Source organism: Roseovarius sp. MMSF_3359, from assembly GCF_030733385.1.
Taxonomy (GTDB): Bacteria; Pseudomonadota; Alphaproteobacteria; order Rhodobacterales; family Rhodobacteraceae; genus Roseovarius.
Genome location: NZ_JASHJC010000011.1, coordinates 89,343 through 105,030, shown reverse-complemented (window position 1 = coordinate 105,030; position 15,688 = coordinate 89,343). Strand labels below are relative to the sequence as shown.

Sequence of the window (15,688 nt, the reverse complement as noted above, 5' to 3'; positions counted from 1 at the left end):
GTCGCTGCTCAGCTCCCGTCGCCGTATAGTGATTTGACGGCATCTCTTTTGCTTTGACGGTCTTGTTCGCGCGCGATGATGTGCGCTGCCTCGATAGCATTCACGCAATTAGCATCAGATATTGCATCGTCCGTGACCTCGCAATTCGCCAACGTCTCTTCGCGCGCCTGCTTGTTTTCCTGAAAATATTGGACGGTATGGTTCGGCTCGTCTTCCTTGCAGGCCGAAATGACAAGCATGAGTGGCATTGCAGCTAGAAGTCTTAGATTGAGTTTCATTTGTATAGTTCCTCTGCGGCTTTCATAGTTGATGCGCGATTTTGGGCTGCAATTTCCCTCTGCCTTTGCGCCTCGACCGCGCTCTGCGCCTCCTGCAGCATGGCGAGGCCTTGGATACGGTTGGTGTCGTTTTGCAGCATGGCGGATTCGACCTGCAGACGGGCCTGCAGGGCGTCGATTTCCTTCTGGGTGGAGGCGGTTCCGATTGCCTGACGCAACTGTTCCAGCCCGGCCAGGCGGTCGTCGGCGGATTGAACGATGCGATCTCCAACCGCTGCATCGCGAGCCGTTCGAGCACCGATGCGATCAAGCTCCTGGCGGTAGAAATCCTCTGCAGACACGTCCGCCGCTGTCACCCGCGTGTGATCCAGAAACTCGTTGGCGGTGTCCGACAGATCGCCCAGGGCATCGATGTTCACATCGAGGGCGCTTGCGATGGACATGGCCTCTGGCCCGAGAAGCTCGCGCACCTTGGGATCGTTGAGCGCATCGACAATATCGGCCATTTCGGTCAGCCCGTTGACCGCATCATAGAGCCGCTTGGCTTCTTCCAGCTCCTTGACCATCTGGGCGATTTCCTTGGCGAACTCCGCCTTGGAATTGGCGATGGCGGTGGCGTCAATGACCGGCACACCGCCCGCATATGCAGGCGTGGACAAGGCCAGAGCGCACACCAAAAGCGCGGGTTTGAGTGTCATGTGAGGTCCTTTCGCTTGGCGTGGAAAAGGGGGAGCCACCCCGAGGGCTCAGGATGCTCTGCCCGGATGCGATTCATGAGCGCCGTGGTATCGGTGCGGCCCGACAGGATCGCTAAGGCGTCCTCCTGCCCGCGCAAATCAAGCTCGCAGACCACCGAATTGCCGCCCTGCTTGATCAGGAACTGCCCGACCGAAAGTTCATTGCGCACGATCCGATACTCGCGATGGGTCATGCCGAAGCTTCGGGTCAGTTCATCCTCATCGGCGCGTTCGTTTCCGAAGAAGATCTGGGTGGCGCATTGTTCGATGACGGTTCGGGCGATGGGGCTCTGCACGACATCGGAGGTCGACTGGGTGCCCGCGATCACGATACCGTTCTGCTTTCGGATCACCTTGAGCTTGTCCTTGACGAAGGCGACGAAGAACGGATCGGCCAGCGCCTTCCAGAATTCATCGATGACGATGGCGATGCGCTGACCGGTGATGAGCTGCTCGACCCGGTGCATGAGATACATCATCATCGGATTGCGGATGACGGGGTCATCCAGAAACGAGGTGATGTCGAAGCCGATCAGGTTCGCGTCAAACCCGATCTCATCGCGATCATTGTCAAAAACCCAGGAGAGCCGTCCGCCCTCGGCCCATTTGTCCAGCCGGTTGCCGATGTCATCGGCCTCACCGGAGCCGAACCCGATCAGCTCGCGCAGCACCGAGACCGAGCGCTGATCCTGCGGGACGTTGCCAAGACCGGCCACAGCGGCCTCAATTCGGGACGTGTCGTTCGCCGTCAACGGATGCTGCGGATCGGCCAGCATGGATGTCACCAGAGCCACCAGGAAGGCCTCATTGGCCGGTGTCAGTTCCAGTGCCTTGAAGGGCGCGCAGCCGGTTTTCTCGCCGGTCTGCAGCGCGAGATATGTGCCGCCCGAGGCGCGAACGAAGATTTCCCCGCCGCGATCCTTGTCGAAGAGCACGCGTTTCACATCGAGCTTTTCAAGCTGGGAGAGGGCGAAGTTGATGACCACGGTTTTGCCTGATCCAGAGGGACCATAGATCGCGGTATGCCCGAGGTCGCCCATATGGAAATTGAGATAGAAGGCGCTGTCGGCGGTGGTTTTCAGCTTGGCGACGGCCTTGCCCCAGTGATTGCCGTCACGATGCCCTGTGGGGTAATTGTGCAATGGCGAAAGGGAGGCAAAGTTCCGGCTGGTCATCAGGGCGGGGCGCAGGCGCTTCGCATGATTGCCGGGCAGCTGTGCCCAGAAGGCGCTTTCAAGCCCCAGGTCCTCGCGGGCGACAATCGCGCCGGAATTGGCCAGCAGGTTGCTCGCGTCCGCCACATGTCCCCGGACCGTCTCCAGATTGTCGCCGAGGATGAGCAAGGACAGGTTGTGCTCGCCCATCACGAAATTGCCCGCCATCAGATCGTCGCGCGCAGTCTGCAGCTCGTCTGCCTGGGAGATTGCATCATCCCCGGCATTGCGCATCCGGCCTTCCTTGAGCGTCATGGTTTTGAGCGCGTCGGCCCGCGCGATGGGGCGGAAGGATTGCGACAGCACGAAGCGGAACGGCGCTGTCAGCAGATCGTCCAGCATGGTGGGGCGGGTGACGGCCGGATATTCTTTGATGCCGAACATGGCGCCAAAACTGGAGTCTGCCGGATGGCGGATTTCCAGCGCCTCGCGGCCAAAGATCACCCGGTTCGTATAGAGCGCCGACCCGATTGATCCGCGCACCAGCGGCAGGAGCTGAGTGCGACCTGTGATGATCTGGCGCAACACGCTCATGGGTTCGGAACAGGTAAAACCGCGATCACTCTCGGCGAGACCAAGGCGCCGCGCGCCGTAGCGGGCGAGGTTTTTGGCCAGCAGCGACGCCTTGTCGTCGAGTGCATCCAAGAGATCCTGATCGACCTCAACCTGGCTTTTCCGGGCGTGCCTGATGCCGTTGGCAAATCGTGATCCCGCCAGCCCGCGTGGTTGCATGTAGATCGTGAGATAGAGATCGTTGCGATAGAGGTGCTTTTGCTGGATCTGGGCGCTGTAGGTCGCATCGAGCCACCGCCCAAAATCGGATGTGAACGCACCGCCGGGGTAGCTCTGATCTTCGCTGCGAATGACGTGGCTATAGATCATGACATTGTCGTCGGCGACATTGCGGATGTGATGGTTCAGCCCGTCATGCAGCGCATTGATCCCGCTGGTATCCGCTGTGCGGAAGGACGCGCCTTCGATCTTGAGCATTTGGAAAGCACCGCGCCCGGTCGTGATAATGGTGTGCGCATCCGCGTGGCGCAGGAAGGGCAGGTAGTCCGTGGCGGTGATTTCGCGTTTGAGCGCGCGGCCAAACCCCATCAGTCGACCTCCTCGATGCGGTAGCGCCGTTGAACCTGCAGGGGAGAGGGTGAGGAGCCGCCCCAGAACCCGCGGTTGCGGCATTTGGCACCGGTATCGAAGAAGCGGAAGAGTATACGAAAAGCGTTCTGGTCGCGTTTCACGATGAAGTAGGAAATCACCAGCAGGGGCACGGCGAGGATCAGGTAGAAGAGCGAATCCCCGAGGATCATCGCCAGCCCGCCGATCATCACAGAGATGAAGGCCGCCTCCAGAGGCACGCCGAACACCATCGCCGGGCGCGTGAGCGCCAGGTAAAGACGGTCGGTGTTCAGGGATTCCTCGCTCATGGGGTTTACGCGGTAATCAGATCGAGGATTTCGGTGGCCGCAAAAATCACGATGACGCCGATGGCCACCTGGCCGGTGCGGCGCATGTCGATGACGTTGAACATGTAAAGCGCGCCGACGATCATGATCGCGATCAGCGCCAATGGGCGGCGTGCGCTGTTGAACTCATCCACCACGTTATTGAGAAAATCGGTAAAGCCGGCCGCGGCGGCGGGGCTTGCAAGCCCAAGCAAGAGCACCAGGGCGATACTTGCAGGGGCGCGCATCCGGCCAACAAAATTGGTGATGGAATTCATCTGAATCTTTCCTTCTAGTTGAACACGAGGGCGGACGACGCGGCGCCCTCGGAAAATACGTCCCATGTCAGGATTGTGTCCTCGGGTGCCGCACGCTCCGGTGATTGAGCCTGAGTTTCAGCAGGGGGTGTTTCGACAGTCCCGCCCATCACGCGCGCGACGTAGCCGTTGGAAAATCCGCGCGTGAACGTGCCGGTATTGTAGGCGGACAGGGCCTGGTGCAGGGCGGTCTCGGGATCCGAGCCCTGCGCCCGCGCCCGGTCATATCCGTCGCGCAGCACCTTCTCGGAGGCCCTCAGGTTGGCGCAGCTGTCAAACACGGACTCGACTGTCAGACCAAGCCAGTCGAGGTTTGCGGAGTTGATCTGGCCGAGTCCCATGTCGATGGAATGGCCCTGGTCGATCAGCTCGCGCGCGATCCGCGTCGCTTCATCCTGGGAGCGATGATGGTAGCTGCGATGCTCCGCGCCGTTCACGCCGATGGCGAAGCGGTTGAACCCGCTCTCGGCCCGCACGAGCTTTTCCATGATCTCCGGCGCGACAGAAGGCGCGCAGTTTTCTGCGAGAACGAGAAAGGCGGGCAGGGGGATTTGTTCGGCAATGGCAACGGCTGCATTCCCAAGCAGGAGTGCTGCTATTGCGATGGATTTGCAGAAACTCAGCCCAGGGTAGAACGGGTTAGCGCTTGCGCCCTTTTGGCACCTCGTCAAGCCCGCGCAGCTCACCCGTCGTGATGATGAAATCCTTGCCGAAGGCGAGGTCAGTGCCGTCGCCAAATTCGAAATGGTGCTTGAAGAGGCCCGGCCAGATATTGAAGAGACGCGCCTCGATCCCGTGTTCCGATACCCGGTCCGAGATGAGAATGCTTTCCCTGCCGTCGACAAGGTAGATGCATTGGTAGCGCGGTTTGCCATCGTTCAGCTCGACCAGGTCATACCGACACTGAAAACGTGAGCCCTCGGCCATCAAAGCCTTTACGCCCTTGATGGTGATCAGCTGGTATTTTCTTTTGATCGGCATGTGTCGTCCCCCACTTGGGACGACTTCTAATACGTGCGGACCATCTGCGGAAAGGGATTCTCTGTCAATAGCAAAATACAAACCAAAAATCCAAAACAGGCAATATTCAATATTGCATCTATTCAAGTGACCTGACATGGTTGGGAAGAACGGCGCGGGCGACACGCCTCACAACCATGAGGCGTCTCAGACCACGTATCTGAAGGGGCGTCAACATACGAAATACGCCTCTAGGTAGAAAGTTGCCGAGGCACCGAAAACAGATGAAAAAGGATAACTCAGGGTGATCAATCGGGTGAAATCGAAGGCAAAGCGCCTGTTGTTTGGCGCAGCGCTGTCACTGTCTTTTTCAGTACAGGCAAGCGCTTACGAGGTGGATTGCGCGATCCTGCTATGTTTGTCCGGCGGCTGGCCGGCTTCCGCGGAATGCAACCACGCGCGTGCCGTGTTCATTCAGCGGATCACGCCCTGGCCCGTCGAGCCACCGCTGCAGATCTGGCGTTGCCCGATGGGTGCTGCGTTGAACGAGGGGTCGGTTACGACGCCGGGTGAGCGGTTGCGGAAACTGGCAAAGGCGGATGATCAGATGGAAGTGTTTACAGCTTCGAGCTCGCCAATTTCGACGCAGGAATTCGGCGCGATTCTGCCAGTTTTAGAGCACGGCAGCGAAGATACACCCGTATCTGAAATGCTCCGTCGCGTTTCGGCAGAAATCTCGGACGAGAACGGCACGGCTGATATTGATGTGTCAGGCCCGGAGTTCGACTTCATCCGATCCATCAAGGTCTGGAATATCCTGCGTTACAGCCACGCAAAGCGCGGCCGCAATGACGAATGCCGGGAGCAATCCAATATTCAACTAGGGACATATGGTGCGCAGGGTGAGTTCCACTGGACCCCGTCAGAGCCGACCCAGGTTCCGGATTGGGCGATCCCGACGCGAAGCTGCGAGCCGGCGAGCTATACGAGGGCAGCCGGTGTCGAATGGACCGATGTCGAAGGGAACCATGGGTTTGAGGTGGTGAACTATTGAGTGCCTGCTCGAACCGGTTTTGGCGGGTGAGGCTTATGAAATCGTTTTGGGTGTAAATGGGTGTAGAAATGGATTGACAAATGGGTATAAATGGGTGTTGTTTTGGGTATGTTCAGAACTGACGCATTGGTTATCACTTCGACAATCCTTGCCAGGATCGCGGAAATCGACGAGTTCAAAGGCGCCTGGCAAGCCCTTGGGACGCTCGCGCCGGACCGGCTGGCGGCGCTGAGACGGGTCGCAACCATCGAGAGCATCGGGTCGTCCACCCGCATTGAGGGCAGCAAGCTTTCCGATCAGGAAGTACAGCGGCTTCTGTCCAACCTGGAGATCAAAACCTTCGACACAAGGGACGAACAGGAAGTCGTCGGATATTCCGAAGTTATGGAAACTGTGTTCGAATCTTGGGACCACATCACTATATCGGAAAACCACGTCCTCCAGCTTCACCGAGACCTCCTGAAGCACAGCGAAAAGGATGAGCGCCATCGGGGGGCCTATAAAACCTCCTCCAACAGTGTCGCCGCGTTTGACGACACCGGCGCACAGATCGGGATCGTGTTTGAAACGGCGACACCGTTTGACACACCCCGGCTGATGACGGAACTCATCAGCTGGTACAGTGATGCCGCCCAGAAACGGGACATGCATCCTCTGATCGCGATCGGAATATTTGTCGTGGTGTTCCTGGAGATACATCCGTTCCAGGATGGGAACGGCAGGCTCAGCCGGGTCTTGACCACGCTGTTGCTGCTCAGGGCAGGGTACGCCTATGTGCCGTATAGCTCCCTTGAAAGCGTGATTGAGCAAAGCAAGGAAGGTTACTATCTGGCGCTGCGGCAAACCCAGGGCACAATCCGAAGCGCTGAGCCCGATTGGACGCCGTGGCTGGAGTTTTTCCTGAACGCCCTGCAAAAGCAGATGTTGCGGCTCAGGACCCGCGTTGAACGAGAAAAGCTGATGATGGGTGCCATGCCGGAACTGGCTGCGAAGCTTTACGAACTGACGCGGGAACACGGGCGTTTGACAATGGCGGATGCTGTAAAGCTTACAGGCGCCAACCGGAATACGCTCAAACAGCATTTCCGGGCGCTTGTGCATGACGGCCATCTGGAGCTTCACGGCCAGGCTCGGGGCGCCTGGTATTCGGTTCGGTAAATAGGGCTTATAAAAACAAGGTTTCTTGGTTGTCCCAGAATTCGGTCTGGAGGTTATTTTACGAGTTCTGCCGAAACATCAAGAGCGGCGATTGGGGCGGCGTGCGCCTCAGCCCATGGGGCAAGTTCATCTCACGCCGCTAAAACCAAGAATCCTATGCCGAGTGAAGCTGCGATTGAAGCCAGGGTGATTAAGCCAAACAATATTCGGTTCGTGGCAGACTGTGCGCTATCTGCGGGCGTCGACCGAACTTTTCGCAACTGCGCCCAAGCATACCCGAACAAAGTCACGGCGACAAATGTGGGCACGATCGCGAGTATCTTGAGTGGCCAGGTCTCTATGCCACCTAATACGTGGTACAGCAAAAGTGGCATGCTCCCCCAGAAGAGCCCAATGGCCGTCCAGGACATGAACTCCGAAACTGCGCGGACACGGGGTCTATTCCCGGTTGTCACGTCATCCCCCATGCCACGTTGTTGTGGCATCCAGGTGTTTTCGCCGGGCCCTGCATGGATCAGCACTCCTCATTGGTTTCCGGAATAACCAATACCGGGCATGTGGCTTTTTTCGACACTTGGCCCGCCACATCCGAGGACAGAATTCCTTCCAGCCATGTATGTTCGCCCGATCCGACGATGATCAGAGACGCGTTACATTCGTCCGCGGCCTTGAGGATTTCTTCGTCGGCGAACCCGATTTTGACATCAATAGCGCAGTTGTTGGGGACTGAATTCTGTTCGATGAACTCATGTAGAATTTTCTTGCGGGCGTCGGCTTCTGCCTCCACACGCTGAAATCCAGCGTCCGAAGCCCCTATGAACGGGACAACTGCCGTGAGGGTGCCGTGCGCAACCGGGGCTGTCGCATTGGGGACAACACTCACATATTGAATTCGGGCACCCGTCAGCTGCGCGACCCGCCGCGCAGCTTCATCCACCGCCAGATCGACATCGCTATTGCCGGACATAGCGGCGATGACATGTTCGATATCGCCGGTCCGTGTCGCATCTGCATCTGTTGTTTCAGGAAACCCATGCGGTTGACCGAGTTCGGACAGCGCTGAATGTATTGCCCAAATGGTCGGTGGCTGTTCTCCAACATCAAGTGCAGTTTTTGCTTCCTCGTCTGCAAACAATTCAGCTTCTGCTGCCATGGATTTCAGGACGAATTCTTTCTCTGACGGCTTGAGCACGTCATCGTCCAGAACGTCCTGGGCACATTTGTAATAGGCTCTGGGATTGCTACATCGCTCCTTTATGTATGTTTTCATAACCTTACCTTTCTCAACAACGGTTCGCCGACCGTTATTAGTTATCGCGTGATTGGATTGTGAGACCGCTTTGAATTGCGAGATTTCGGCTCGTCTTGCGTCCTAACCGTTCAACGGTTGGACATGCGGTTCTTCCCCCGAACAGGGTATCAAATTTGGGCTGATATTGACAGGCCGCCTCAGTGATTGGCACACAACATACTGGATTATAGAAATAAAAGCCCGTTCATGCGCTTCGGTTCGAGCTGGCAATGCGGCACTCTTGTCTTTGTTGACGTTTGGACCCCGTGATTGCTGACAACTGTGAAGTTGTATAGGGTCATGACGAATTCACCTTGGGGTCTAGATATGTCAGAAGCTCAGAATTTCGCCGAAGGGCCACATTGTTCATGTGTGGCCATGAGATGGGTTTTGGCCCATCCGGACGTGCCCATAGTCTTTAATGAACGGTCGGGCCAAAATGAGCTTCGAACGGGCAGTCAGCATCCAGTTCGTACGTTCTTTAAATACTGCCCTTTCTGTGGAGAGAAGCTGGCTCAATTCAACCCGCTATTGGCAAGTCAGAAACTGGCCTCCTGAACCAACGGGTGTCGTTCAGACAATGCTTACGGTTACCAGAGGCACGATGATTACCGTGCCAAGGAACAGCAGCCCGACGCATGCCAACAGACCGTCTTGGGTTATCAATGCTGTGGTGAACAAGACCACTGTGACCGCCAGTATCGATGACGAAAACGGCACAAATTCCAGAAACGGCATGGCAGCGCCACACACGATACAGAGCACCTGAAACAGTTTTCGGAAGGGCCACATCATCAACAGGTGCAGGCGTTGCCTGGATATGCTGTCGAGAATGACGCTTACCCAACGCAAGCTGCGAGCGGCTTTTTGCATCTTGGCGCCACTCAGCTCCAGTTGCATTATCCGCGCCGGCATCCATACGTGGTCCCGATCCGCCAGCATTTGCCCGGCGATTGATGCAATCAATAGGCCACATACGGTGGAGAGCATCGGTATGCCGCTAAGCGGCGATGCCACCAGCAAGGCTGGAACCAGCATCAGCACCAGAAACGACTTTCTGCCAAATTCTTCTACAAGATCGCCGACGCGCACTTTCTCTGCCTCGGCCTTGCGTGCGATCTGGTGAATAACCTTTCCAACGGGTCGTTGCGTGTTCATAGCTTCAGACATGACAGGGAAAGCCGCGGTTCAGATACTATGCGGCACGGCCCCACATCTGTGGGACCGTGCCAGGAGAGGCTTGACGATACGCAAGTATCTAACTCGCGTAGTGCTGCTTAGCCCGCCCAACGGAGTCCGACATTTCCTTCCAGGCGGATTCAAAGCCGGATTTCAGGTCTTCCCAGGCCCGTTCATTCGATGATTGCAGGGCTTCCAGCTTTTTCTGCGCCACATCACGCTGTTGTTCCAGCGTCTTCAAGTCTTCGCGCCACTTGATTTCCGCGTCGGCCGACGCCTGTTCAGCTTGCGCTTGCAGCTTTTCGATCTCGGCGTTCCATTCGTCCAGTTTTGCTTTGGCTTTTTCTACATAAGCTTCGCGAGTGTTCATAGGATTACTCCTTTCAAATTTCATTGATTTCGGTGTTCGGCTGCAATTTCGAGGCCTTCTTGCGGAACGGGCATCAATAGTCAGTTTGCTCTTTGCCCTCCGCCAATACTCGACCCAGACGTTTTTCAATCCGAGCCAGGCGCTCATCGCAGGTGTTGGTGATGTTCTGGATGGCGAGGAGCTCATCGAGAAGCATCCGTGGATCAGGCGGCGGCGTTTCCGTGACGTGTGATGCCTCCGCATCAACTTCACCTGTGAGCAACCAACGCACGGACACCGACAATGTTCCGGCAACTCTCGGCACCAGGGCGGATCTGGGCTCTGCATCACCACTCAGCCACATCGAGACCGTGGTTTCCGATGCGCCCACGAGCTTGGCGAACTTCTTGACCGAAAGGCCTTTTGTTTGCATTGCCAGCGCCAGACGTTCGCACATCTGAGTGTCAACCATTTGGGTCGTTTCACTATTGTCTTTCACGGGTCTGTTCTTTCCTGTGTCAGCTTATTCTGGGACGATTAGGATCGGTCGGTTGGTCCGTTCCGCAAGTTGCTCGGACGTCTTTGAGGTTAGCAAACCCTCTATCCAACTGCGGTCATGTGCGCCGACGATGATGAGGTCGGCGTTTCGCTCCAGGGCAGCGGCGTGTATCTCTTCGTCGACAAAGCCGCTGCGCACCTCCAACTGGTTTTGCGTCGACACGCCACAGATCGATTGAATGAGATCGCGTATCAGTTCTTCGCGCTGATCGCTTTCGGTTTCTGTTGCAGTTGGGTCGATGGTTGCAGCGGAAATCGGGATCGATGCACCGAACCCACCCGAGACAGTGACGGGTTGCACGACGCTCACAAAGGTCGTTATCCCACCGCTCATCTGGCGGATCGCGCTCGCGAACTGCACCACTTTCTCATCAAGCTTCGTCTCGCCGGAGAGCGCGACCACAATCCGGGAGAACACGCCCGAGCGCCTCTCCTCAACGTCGAGACCGGGCACATTCCCTGGGATTTGGTTCGGCTCGTCCCTCAGTCGCCCCAGGGCCGTTGTGATTTGCTCTGCATCGGGCGGATATTCACCTTTGACGGTCTCTTCCACGTCAGAAGCATTGAGCAGCTCAACGTCGACCGCCAAGGATTTCAGAACATGTTCTTTTTCGTCCGCTGACAGGTTTTGGTCCTTCAGAATATCTTCGGCACTCGTGTAGAAAGCGCTCGGATCAGCGCATCGTTTTTTGGCATAGTGTTTCATGATCTCCGTCCTGAGAGCATCTGCGATGCGGCAAGCATCGCAATGCACCCGGTATCTGGATTGATTTTGATGCTTTGGCTGCTCTGCCAAGCACCGGCGCGTGCCTTAAGCCAATTTGAAGCTCAGCACTTTTCGTTATTTTGTTGGACTTTTGATAGCATATTTTGCTGCAATTCGATAGGTCACGACCCGTGATTTATCCGGTTGCACATTGTATCTTGTTGTTAAGCATCACGGATTCGGTGTTGCGACCTTTCTTTCTTTTGCCATCCGGGCGAGACTTGGCGTTTTTGATCGGTTTGCGCTTACATAGCCGGGTGTGGGCGCATGACGCGCTTGCGCAGTGCATTGAAGATTTTGTGCGCTCCAATTCGTGTCCAGCGTGCAAAGTGCTCTGCGCGCATTTGGTGAGCCCGGGCGATTACACGGTCTATTTCAGCCTGACTGACAGATTTGAACTTGGGGTCTTCGAGCATGATAAAGCTCCTTTCTCATGTTCAGCGTTTCCGCTGTTACCCATGAGATGTGTGCTTTGTGCGAAGATACAAACCATAGCCGCTATGCACTCATCGCCTAGCCATTCAGACGTGCAAGGCTGGACCGGATAAACGTGTACTGGAAGGGAAACGTGCCGCGGCCAGACCCTGGCCGCGGTGCAAGTGCCTCTGAGCTGGTCTATTTCTTGTGTTTTTCGGCCAACTCATCCGTTACGTCATCATCGGCGCCTTCAAAAGACAGCTTTCGTGTCTTCATGGCAATTGCTTCTCGCGTCCACTCAGGATCATTCTTGGGTGCGCCAAAGGCATCCTTCGCCTTGACATCATTTGACGGCTTGGCGGTCTCGCCAGGTTCGCGTTCTGATGTGGGTGTCTCAGGCTCACGCTGGCTGTCCAGCACCCTGGTTTCTGACATTTGTTTCTTGGTAGTCATCATTAATCTCCTTTCTCGTTGGTTTTCCAGCACTCGAAAATGCGCGATGAAGCTCTCAGTCGATTACGGCCTTACTCCGAAGTGGTAGATGTTCCGTTTTCCGGTGCGGGCGCAATTTCGGTGTCATCAGGTGCGTTGTTGACGGCGAACACCAAAAGCGCACCCACTGCGGCAATTGCAACAACCATGCCGTAGAGCGCAGGACGGTGACGGCGTGTTTGTTTCGATAAATTTGTGTCCGGTGGGGACATAACTCCTCCTCATGGCTTCGTTCTATAATTTAGGGATCGTCTTGCGGATTGAGCTGAGCGCTACTCAGCGTCCGCGTGCTCTGGTTCCGGCACCACCAAGACGGGGCAGGTAGCAGCCCTCGTAACACTGCGGGCAACTGAAGGCGCGAACAGGCGTTCAAGCCAGGATCGGTTCGGCGACCCCACCACGATCACATCGGCACAGATATCAGTTGCATAGCGCATGATCGCCTCTTCAACAGGCCCAGAGCGCACCGCGATTGCAAGTTCCTCTCCAGCGCCGGTTTCCTCTCGCAGCTCAGAGAGAAGATTGGTGCGGTCCTTCACGATGTCCGTGTGGTCGGTCGTAACAATCGGGCCACCTGAGGTCATGGAAACGGCGGTCGCCGGTCCCGCGCCATCAAGATCGGTTGGCACAACGTTCAGCAGCGAAACCGTTCCGCCTGAATGCTCCGACAGATCCATGGCAGCATCTGTGATTTCACGGTTCAGTTCCTGATTGACCGTGGTCACAACCACGATGTTCTTGAACCGACGACCTCTCACTTGCGCGCCGCTTTCAGAAGCTTCTTTCGCGTCTTTGACTTTTTCCAGCTCTTTTAGAGCGGATTGAAGATCTTCGGCAGAATAGGCGTGCTTGTTACCTTCCATGCCTTCGGCGGTGGCGTCCATCAATTGGTCTGCGTCATCGGCCATAGACCGCAGGACTTTCTCTTTTTCTTCAAAGCTGAGCTTGTCGTCGCTCAGCACGACCTCCGGCGTTTTGAAATACCGTGTTGGGTTTGAAATTCGTTCTTCTGCATAATGGGTCATGTCTCTCCTTTCTCACCGAGATTGGATTACAACCGGGCAATTCGTCTGATTGGTTTTTGCCACCTCATCTCGAGGGAGCGTTTGAACTTCCAGGCAGATCAAGCTCTCTCGCGAGCAATCCGTCCGTGATGGGTCAACGTGTGTTTAGACCAAAAGTTCCATAAGGCAGAACATAACAGGTTCGGGCTGAATATTCAACGTGAGCGCTAACGCACGGGGAGTTTCTATTGTCTAAGTTCAAAAAAAGTCGGTTTATTTTCAGTATTTTAATTGGGTTCCCATCCTTGGATGCAAACCAAGGCTATGGATTCTGCGGCGCAGCGCGGCGTGTCGAATGGGGACGACCTCAAAACCCTTGGATCAGCAGATCAATCGCCGTGGTGATTTCCTCGAACCTGTCCTTCAGGCTGGTTACAGGTTCTCGCAACATTGTTCTGGGAACAGCGGCCATGAACTGAGTCACCATGACATATTCGCTACCGCCGATTACGAATATCGGGTTTAACCGCTTTGCCGGAACCGGTGCTTTGGTAGCGGCCATCAAGGGAACGACCATGCGCGTGTTCAGGGCATCGAGTAAATCTGCCTGAACATCAAGCAGAAGGGTATCGCTCTCAGTGCCGGGATAGACGTCGAACTTTGCCATCAGAACTGGCGATACCGATCGAGCGGCAGGCCGTGTTTGTCGACAAAATCATTTGAGCTTTCGAGCGCCGCTGCATTCTCGGTCCGCCATTGGTCTTCGCGTGCCCGGATAACTGCTGCGCGCACGCCTTCTTCCGCGGCGCGGGATATATTCACGTTGAGGGCCTTGGCATCCGATAGCAACTCGCTGTCGAGTGTCAGGTTTGTAGGTTTTCTGACAGGCGCAGAGGGCATGGCAATCTCCTTAGGTAAAGAGAGTATGCTTAGAAGATATGTGCGTCAAGTATGCGCATATTATATGCGCATAATCAAGGTTATGTTAATTAAATGCGGTTATCTGTTGCCAGATCGTCCAGAAAACGGCTGACTTCAACTTTGGCTTTCTCCCGAAGCGAATTTGTCTCCTCCAATATTTGCGGTGCGTGCAAAAAATCGAGCGAGCGAAAGTTATCCACCGGCGGGCGCAGCAATAGTGTTTTAGGAAAATTTCGCCGCCGTATGCTTCACGATGGACATCTGCATCAACTGGTTGGAAGCGTATACAGCATCGATCTTGCGTGGTCGCCCGAACGCCTGACCCTGAGTGCCGCCCGAGAAATCGACGGCGACCACATGATCAGCCGTGTCCTGAACGAGGTCCAACGGGCACGGGTTCGTCGCGCTGCCGTCAATATAGAAGTGCCCGCCAAACTCCACAGGCAAAAAAACTGCCGGGATCGCCGAAGACGCAGCCATCGCTGGCAGCTGTTGTCCGGACTCGAATACCGTGGTCGATTGTTCAAAATAATCTGTGGCGGCAATCTTCAGAGGGATCTTTAGGTCCTCGAACCGTGGCGGCAAATCAGGTGGCAGAAAGACACCAAGAATGCGTTCCAGATTGAGCTCCGCGATCCGTAGGCCACCTTCCTCGAAAAACGTCTCCAGATTGGCTGGCCACGTCCGAAATACATCGCTGAGTAGCCGTCGACGATTACTGACTCGGTCGAGAATGAAATCCTTGATCTCGGCACCGGACATTCCTGCGCAACGGGCACATCCAATGACCGATCCGATTGAGGTGCCGGCGATCATGCTGGGTATGACGCCAAGGTCATCGAATGCTTCCAGAACGTGAATATGTGCGAGGCCGGGCGCGCCACCCGCGCCAAGTGCCAATGCGATTGTGGTCAAACCTATTCCCTACCCCGCTTCTCAATATCTTCCAAAGTCGACGCGATCCTGAAACGTGTATGGGTCGAAGAACTCAAGAGGATGCTCGTCGAAGTGTTCGTACCGCGTGACGGTGTGGGCAGACGTCGAGTGCGCTCCCGCCTCCTTCAGTATTGCGATATAACCGGTTCTCGGTCTTGGCGGCTCACGTCGACCGATATGACCAGGTACCCAAACGACAGTTGCTCTTCAAGATATTGTGCATGATGGCGTCCAATGAACCCCCGCAGCAACGATCCCACGCCTGCCCCTGACCAGCTTGTCAGCGGCGTCCTTTGATGTTCCGGATTTCTTATTCATCTTCGCTCCAAAGTGGCTTCGATGAACCAGAAATCCTCCGTTACTCAAACCCCTAAATTCTTCCGGTAGGCGCTGATGTCAGACACAACCAAGCTTCAGCGCGGACACGGCCGGAGGCGACATCGGCCGCGCAGGACTAGGACCGCGTTCTTGACCATTATCCTGTTGAGCCGGGGCAGGCGAGTAAGCCTGAGCGGGTCCCGCGCATCGAGATGACTGACAGCGGGACATTGTTTCTGGATTATTAGGCTAAGTAGCTGAGTTGACAGACAGGAATTTGAGGTGGTCAGG

20 protein-coding genes are annotated in these 15,688 nt (G+C 55.9%); 2 read left to right on the top strand and 18 right to left on the bottom strand.

Features of this window, described 5'->3' with window-relative positions; translation table 11 throughout:
* Window positions 1-8: 8 nt before the first annotated feature.
* Genes RBB29_RS16010 through RBB29_RS15980 form a run of 7 tightly spaced genes read right to left on the bottom strand, consistent with a single transcriptional unit; the run spans window position 9 to window position 4,975 of the window.
* Window positions 9-278, bottom strand: a complete 270-nt coding sequence (locus RBB29_RS16010) for an EexN family lipoprotein (RefSeq protein ID WP_306115038.1) — start codon at window positions 276-278, stop codon at window positions 9-11.
* On the bottom strand, window positions 275-976 hold the full coding sequence (locus RBB29_RS16005; RefSeq protein ID WP_306115037.1) for a type IV secretion system protein: 702 nt from the start codon (window positions 974-976) through the stop codon (window positions 275-277). The genes RBB29_RS16010 and RBB29_RS16005 overlap by 4 nt, the downstream gene beginning before the upstream one ends.
* Window positions 973-3,330 carry a VirB4 family type IV secretion system protein gene (locus RBB29_RS16000; protein ID WP_306115036.1) on the bottom strand — a complete coding sequence of 786 codons (2,358 nt, stop codon included), beginning with the start codon at window positions 3,328-3,330 and terminating at the stop codon, window positions 973-975. The genes RBB29_RS16005 and RBB29_RS16000 overlap by 4 nt, the downstream gene beginning before the upstream one ends.
* Entirely contained in the window at window positions 3,330-3,659 is a 330-nt protein-coding gene (locus RBB29_RS15995) for a type IV secretion system protein VirB3 (RefSeq protein WP_306115035.1), read from the bottom strand. Before RBB29_RS15995 ends, RBB29_RS16000 begins: the two co-directional genes overlap by 1 nt.
* Before the next feature lie 5 nt (window positions 3,660-3,664).
* Window positions 3,665-3,955 carry a TrbC/VirB2 family protein gene (locus RBB29_RS15990; protein ID WP_306115034.1) on the bottom strand — a complete coding sequence of 97 codons (291 nt, stop codon included), beginning with the start codon at window positions 3,953-3,955 and terminating at the stop codon, window positions 3,665-3,667.
* 14 nt (window positions 3,956-3,969) lie between these two features.
* Entirely contained in the window at window positions 3,970-4,665 is a 696-nt protein-coding gene (locus RBB29_RS15985) for a lytic transglycosylase domain-containing protein (protein WP_306121181.1), read from the bottom strand.
* A complete protein-coding gene (locus RBB29_RS15980; protein ID WP_306115033.1) occupies window positions 4,634-4,975 on the bottom strand; it encodes a hypothetical protein in 342 nt (113 codons plus the stop codon). Before RBB29_RS15980 ends, RBB29_RS15985 begins: the two co-directional genes overlap by 32 nt.
* A gap of 283 nt (window positions 4,976-5,258) precedes the next feature.
* Here RBB29_RS15980 and RBB29_RS15975 point away from each other — a divergent pair, with 283 nt between their 5' ends.
* A complete protein-coding gene (locus RBB29_RS15975; RefSeq protein ID WP_306115032.1) occupies window positions 5,259-6,008 on the top strand; it encodes a hypothetical protein in 750 nt (249 codons plus the stop codon).
* Between the two features lie 90 nt (window positions 6,009-6,098).
* Window positions 6,099-7,166 (top strand): Fic family protein, encoded by a 1,068-nt coding sequence (locus tag RBB29_RS15970; RefSeq protein ID WP_306115031.1) that lies wholly within the window; start codon window positions 6,099-6,101, stop codon window positions 7,164-7,166.
* 514 nt (window positions 7,167-7,680) lie between these two features.
* Here the strand turns inward: RBB29_RS15970 and RBB29_RS15965 are convergent.
* The 11 genes from RBB29_RS15965 to RBB29_RS15915 all read right to left on the bottom strand — a co-directional run bounded on the left by RBB29_RS15965 (window position 7,681) and on the right by RBB29_RS15915 (window position 15,058).
* Window positions 7,681-8,436 (bottom strand): universal stress protein, encoded by a 756-nt coding sequence (locus RBB29_RS15965; RefSeq protein WP_306115030.1) that lies wholly within the window; start codon window positions 8,434-8,436, stop codon window positions 7,681-7,683.
* 594 nt (window positions 8,437-9,030) lie between these two features.
* Window positions 9,031-9,627 carry an exopolysaccharide biosynthesis protein gene (locus RBB29_RS15960; RefSeq protein ID WP_306115029.1) on the bottom strand — a complete coding sequence of 199 codons (597 nt, stop codon included), beginning with the start codon at window positions 9,625-9,627 and terminating at the stop codon, window positions 9,031-9,033.
* A gap of 88 nt (window positions 9,628-9,715) precedes the next feature.
* Entirely contained in the window at window positions 9,716-10,006 is a 291-nt protein-coding gene (locus RBB29_RS15955; protein ID WP_306115028.1) for a hypothetical protein, read from the bottom strand.
* Window positions 10,007-10,079: 73 nt separating this feature from the next.
* Window positions 10,080-10,484, bottom strand: a complete 405-nt coding sequence (locus RBB29_RS15950; RefSeq protein WP_306115027.1) for a helix-turn-helix domain-containing protein — start codon at window positions 10,482-10,484, stop codon at window positions 10,080-10,082.
* Window positions 10,485-10,508: 24 nt separating this feature from the next.
* Window positions 10,509-11,249, bottom strand: coding sequence for a universal stress protein (locus tag RBB29_RS15945; RefSeq protein ID WP_306115026.1), 741 nt, complete (start codon window positions 11,247-11,249; stop codon window positions 10,509-10,511).
* 675 nt (window positions 11,250-11,924) lie between these two features.
* On the bottom strand, window positions 11,925-12,179 hold the full coding sequence (locus tag RBB29_RS15940; RefSeq protein ID WP_306115025.1) for a hypothetical protein: 255 nt from the start codon (window positions 12,177-12,179) through the stop codon (window positions 11,925-11,927).
* Window positions 12,180-12,250: 71 nt separating this feature from the next.
* On the bottom strand, window positions 12,251-12,430 hold the full coding sequence (locus tag RBB29_RS15935; RefSeq protein WP_306115024.1) for a hypothetical protein: 180 nt from the start codon (window positions 12,428-12,430) through the stop codon (window positions 12,251-12,253).
* Between the two features lie 60 nt (window positions 12,431-12,490).
* Window positions 12,491-13,243 carry a universal stress protein gene (locus tag RBB29_RS15930; protein ID WP_306115023.1) on the bottom strand — a complete coding sequence of 251 codons (753 nt, stop codon included), beginning with the start codon at window positions 13,241-13,243 and terminating at the stop codon, window positions 12,491-12,493.
* 346 nt (window positions 13,244-13,589) lie between these two features.
* Complete coding sequence (locus RBB29_RS15925; RefSeq protein WP_306115022.1) at window positions 13,590-13,889, bottom strand: CcdB family protein; 300 nt, start codon at window positions 13,887-13,889, stop codon at window positions 13,590-13,592.
* The gene (locus RBB29_RS15920) at window positions 13,889-14,122 is read right to left on the bottom strand and encodes a type II toxin-antitoxin system CcdA family antitoxin (RefSeq protein ID WP_306115021.1); all 234 of its coding nucleotides are present in this window, start codon (window positions 14,120-14,122) and stop codon (window positions 13,889-13,891) included. Before RBB29_RS15920 ends, RBB29_RS15925 begins: the two co-directional genes overlap by 1 nt.
* A 243-nt stretch (window positions 14,123-14,365) precedes the next feature.
* The gene (locus tag RBB29_RS15915) at window positions 14,366-15,058 is read right to left on the bottom strand and encodes a patatin-like phospholipase family protein (RefSeq protein WP_306115020.1); all 693 of its coding nucleotides are present in this window, start codon (window positions 15,056-15,058) and stop codon (window positions 14,366-14,368) included.
* Between the last annotated feature and the right edge of the window lie 630 nt (window positions 15,059-15,688).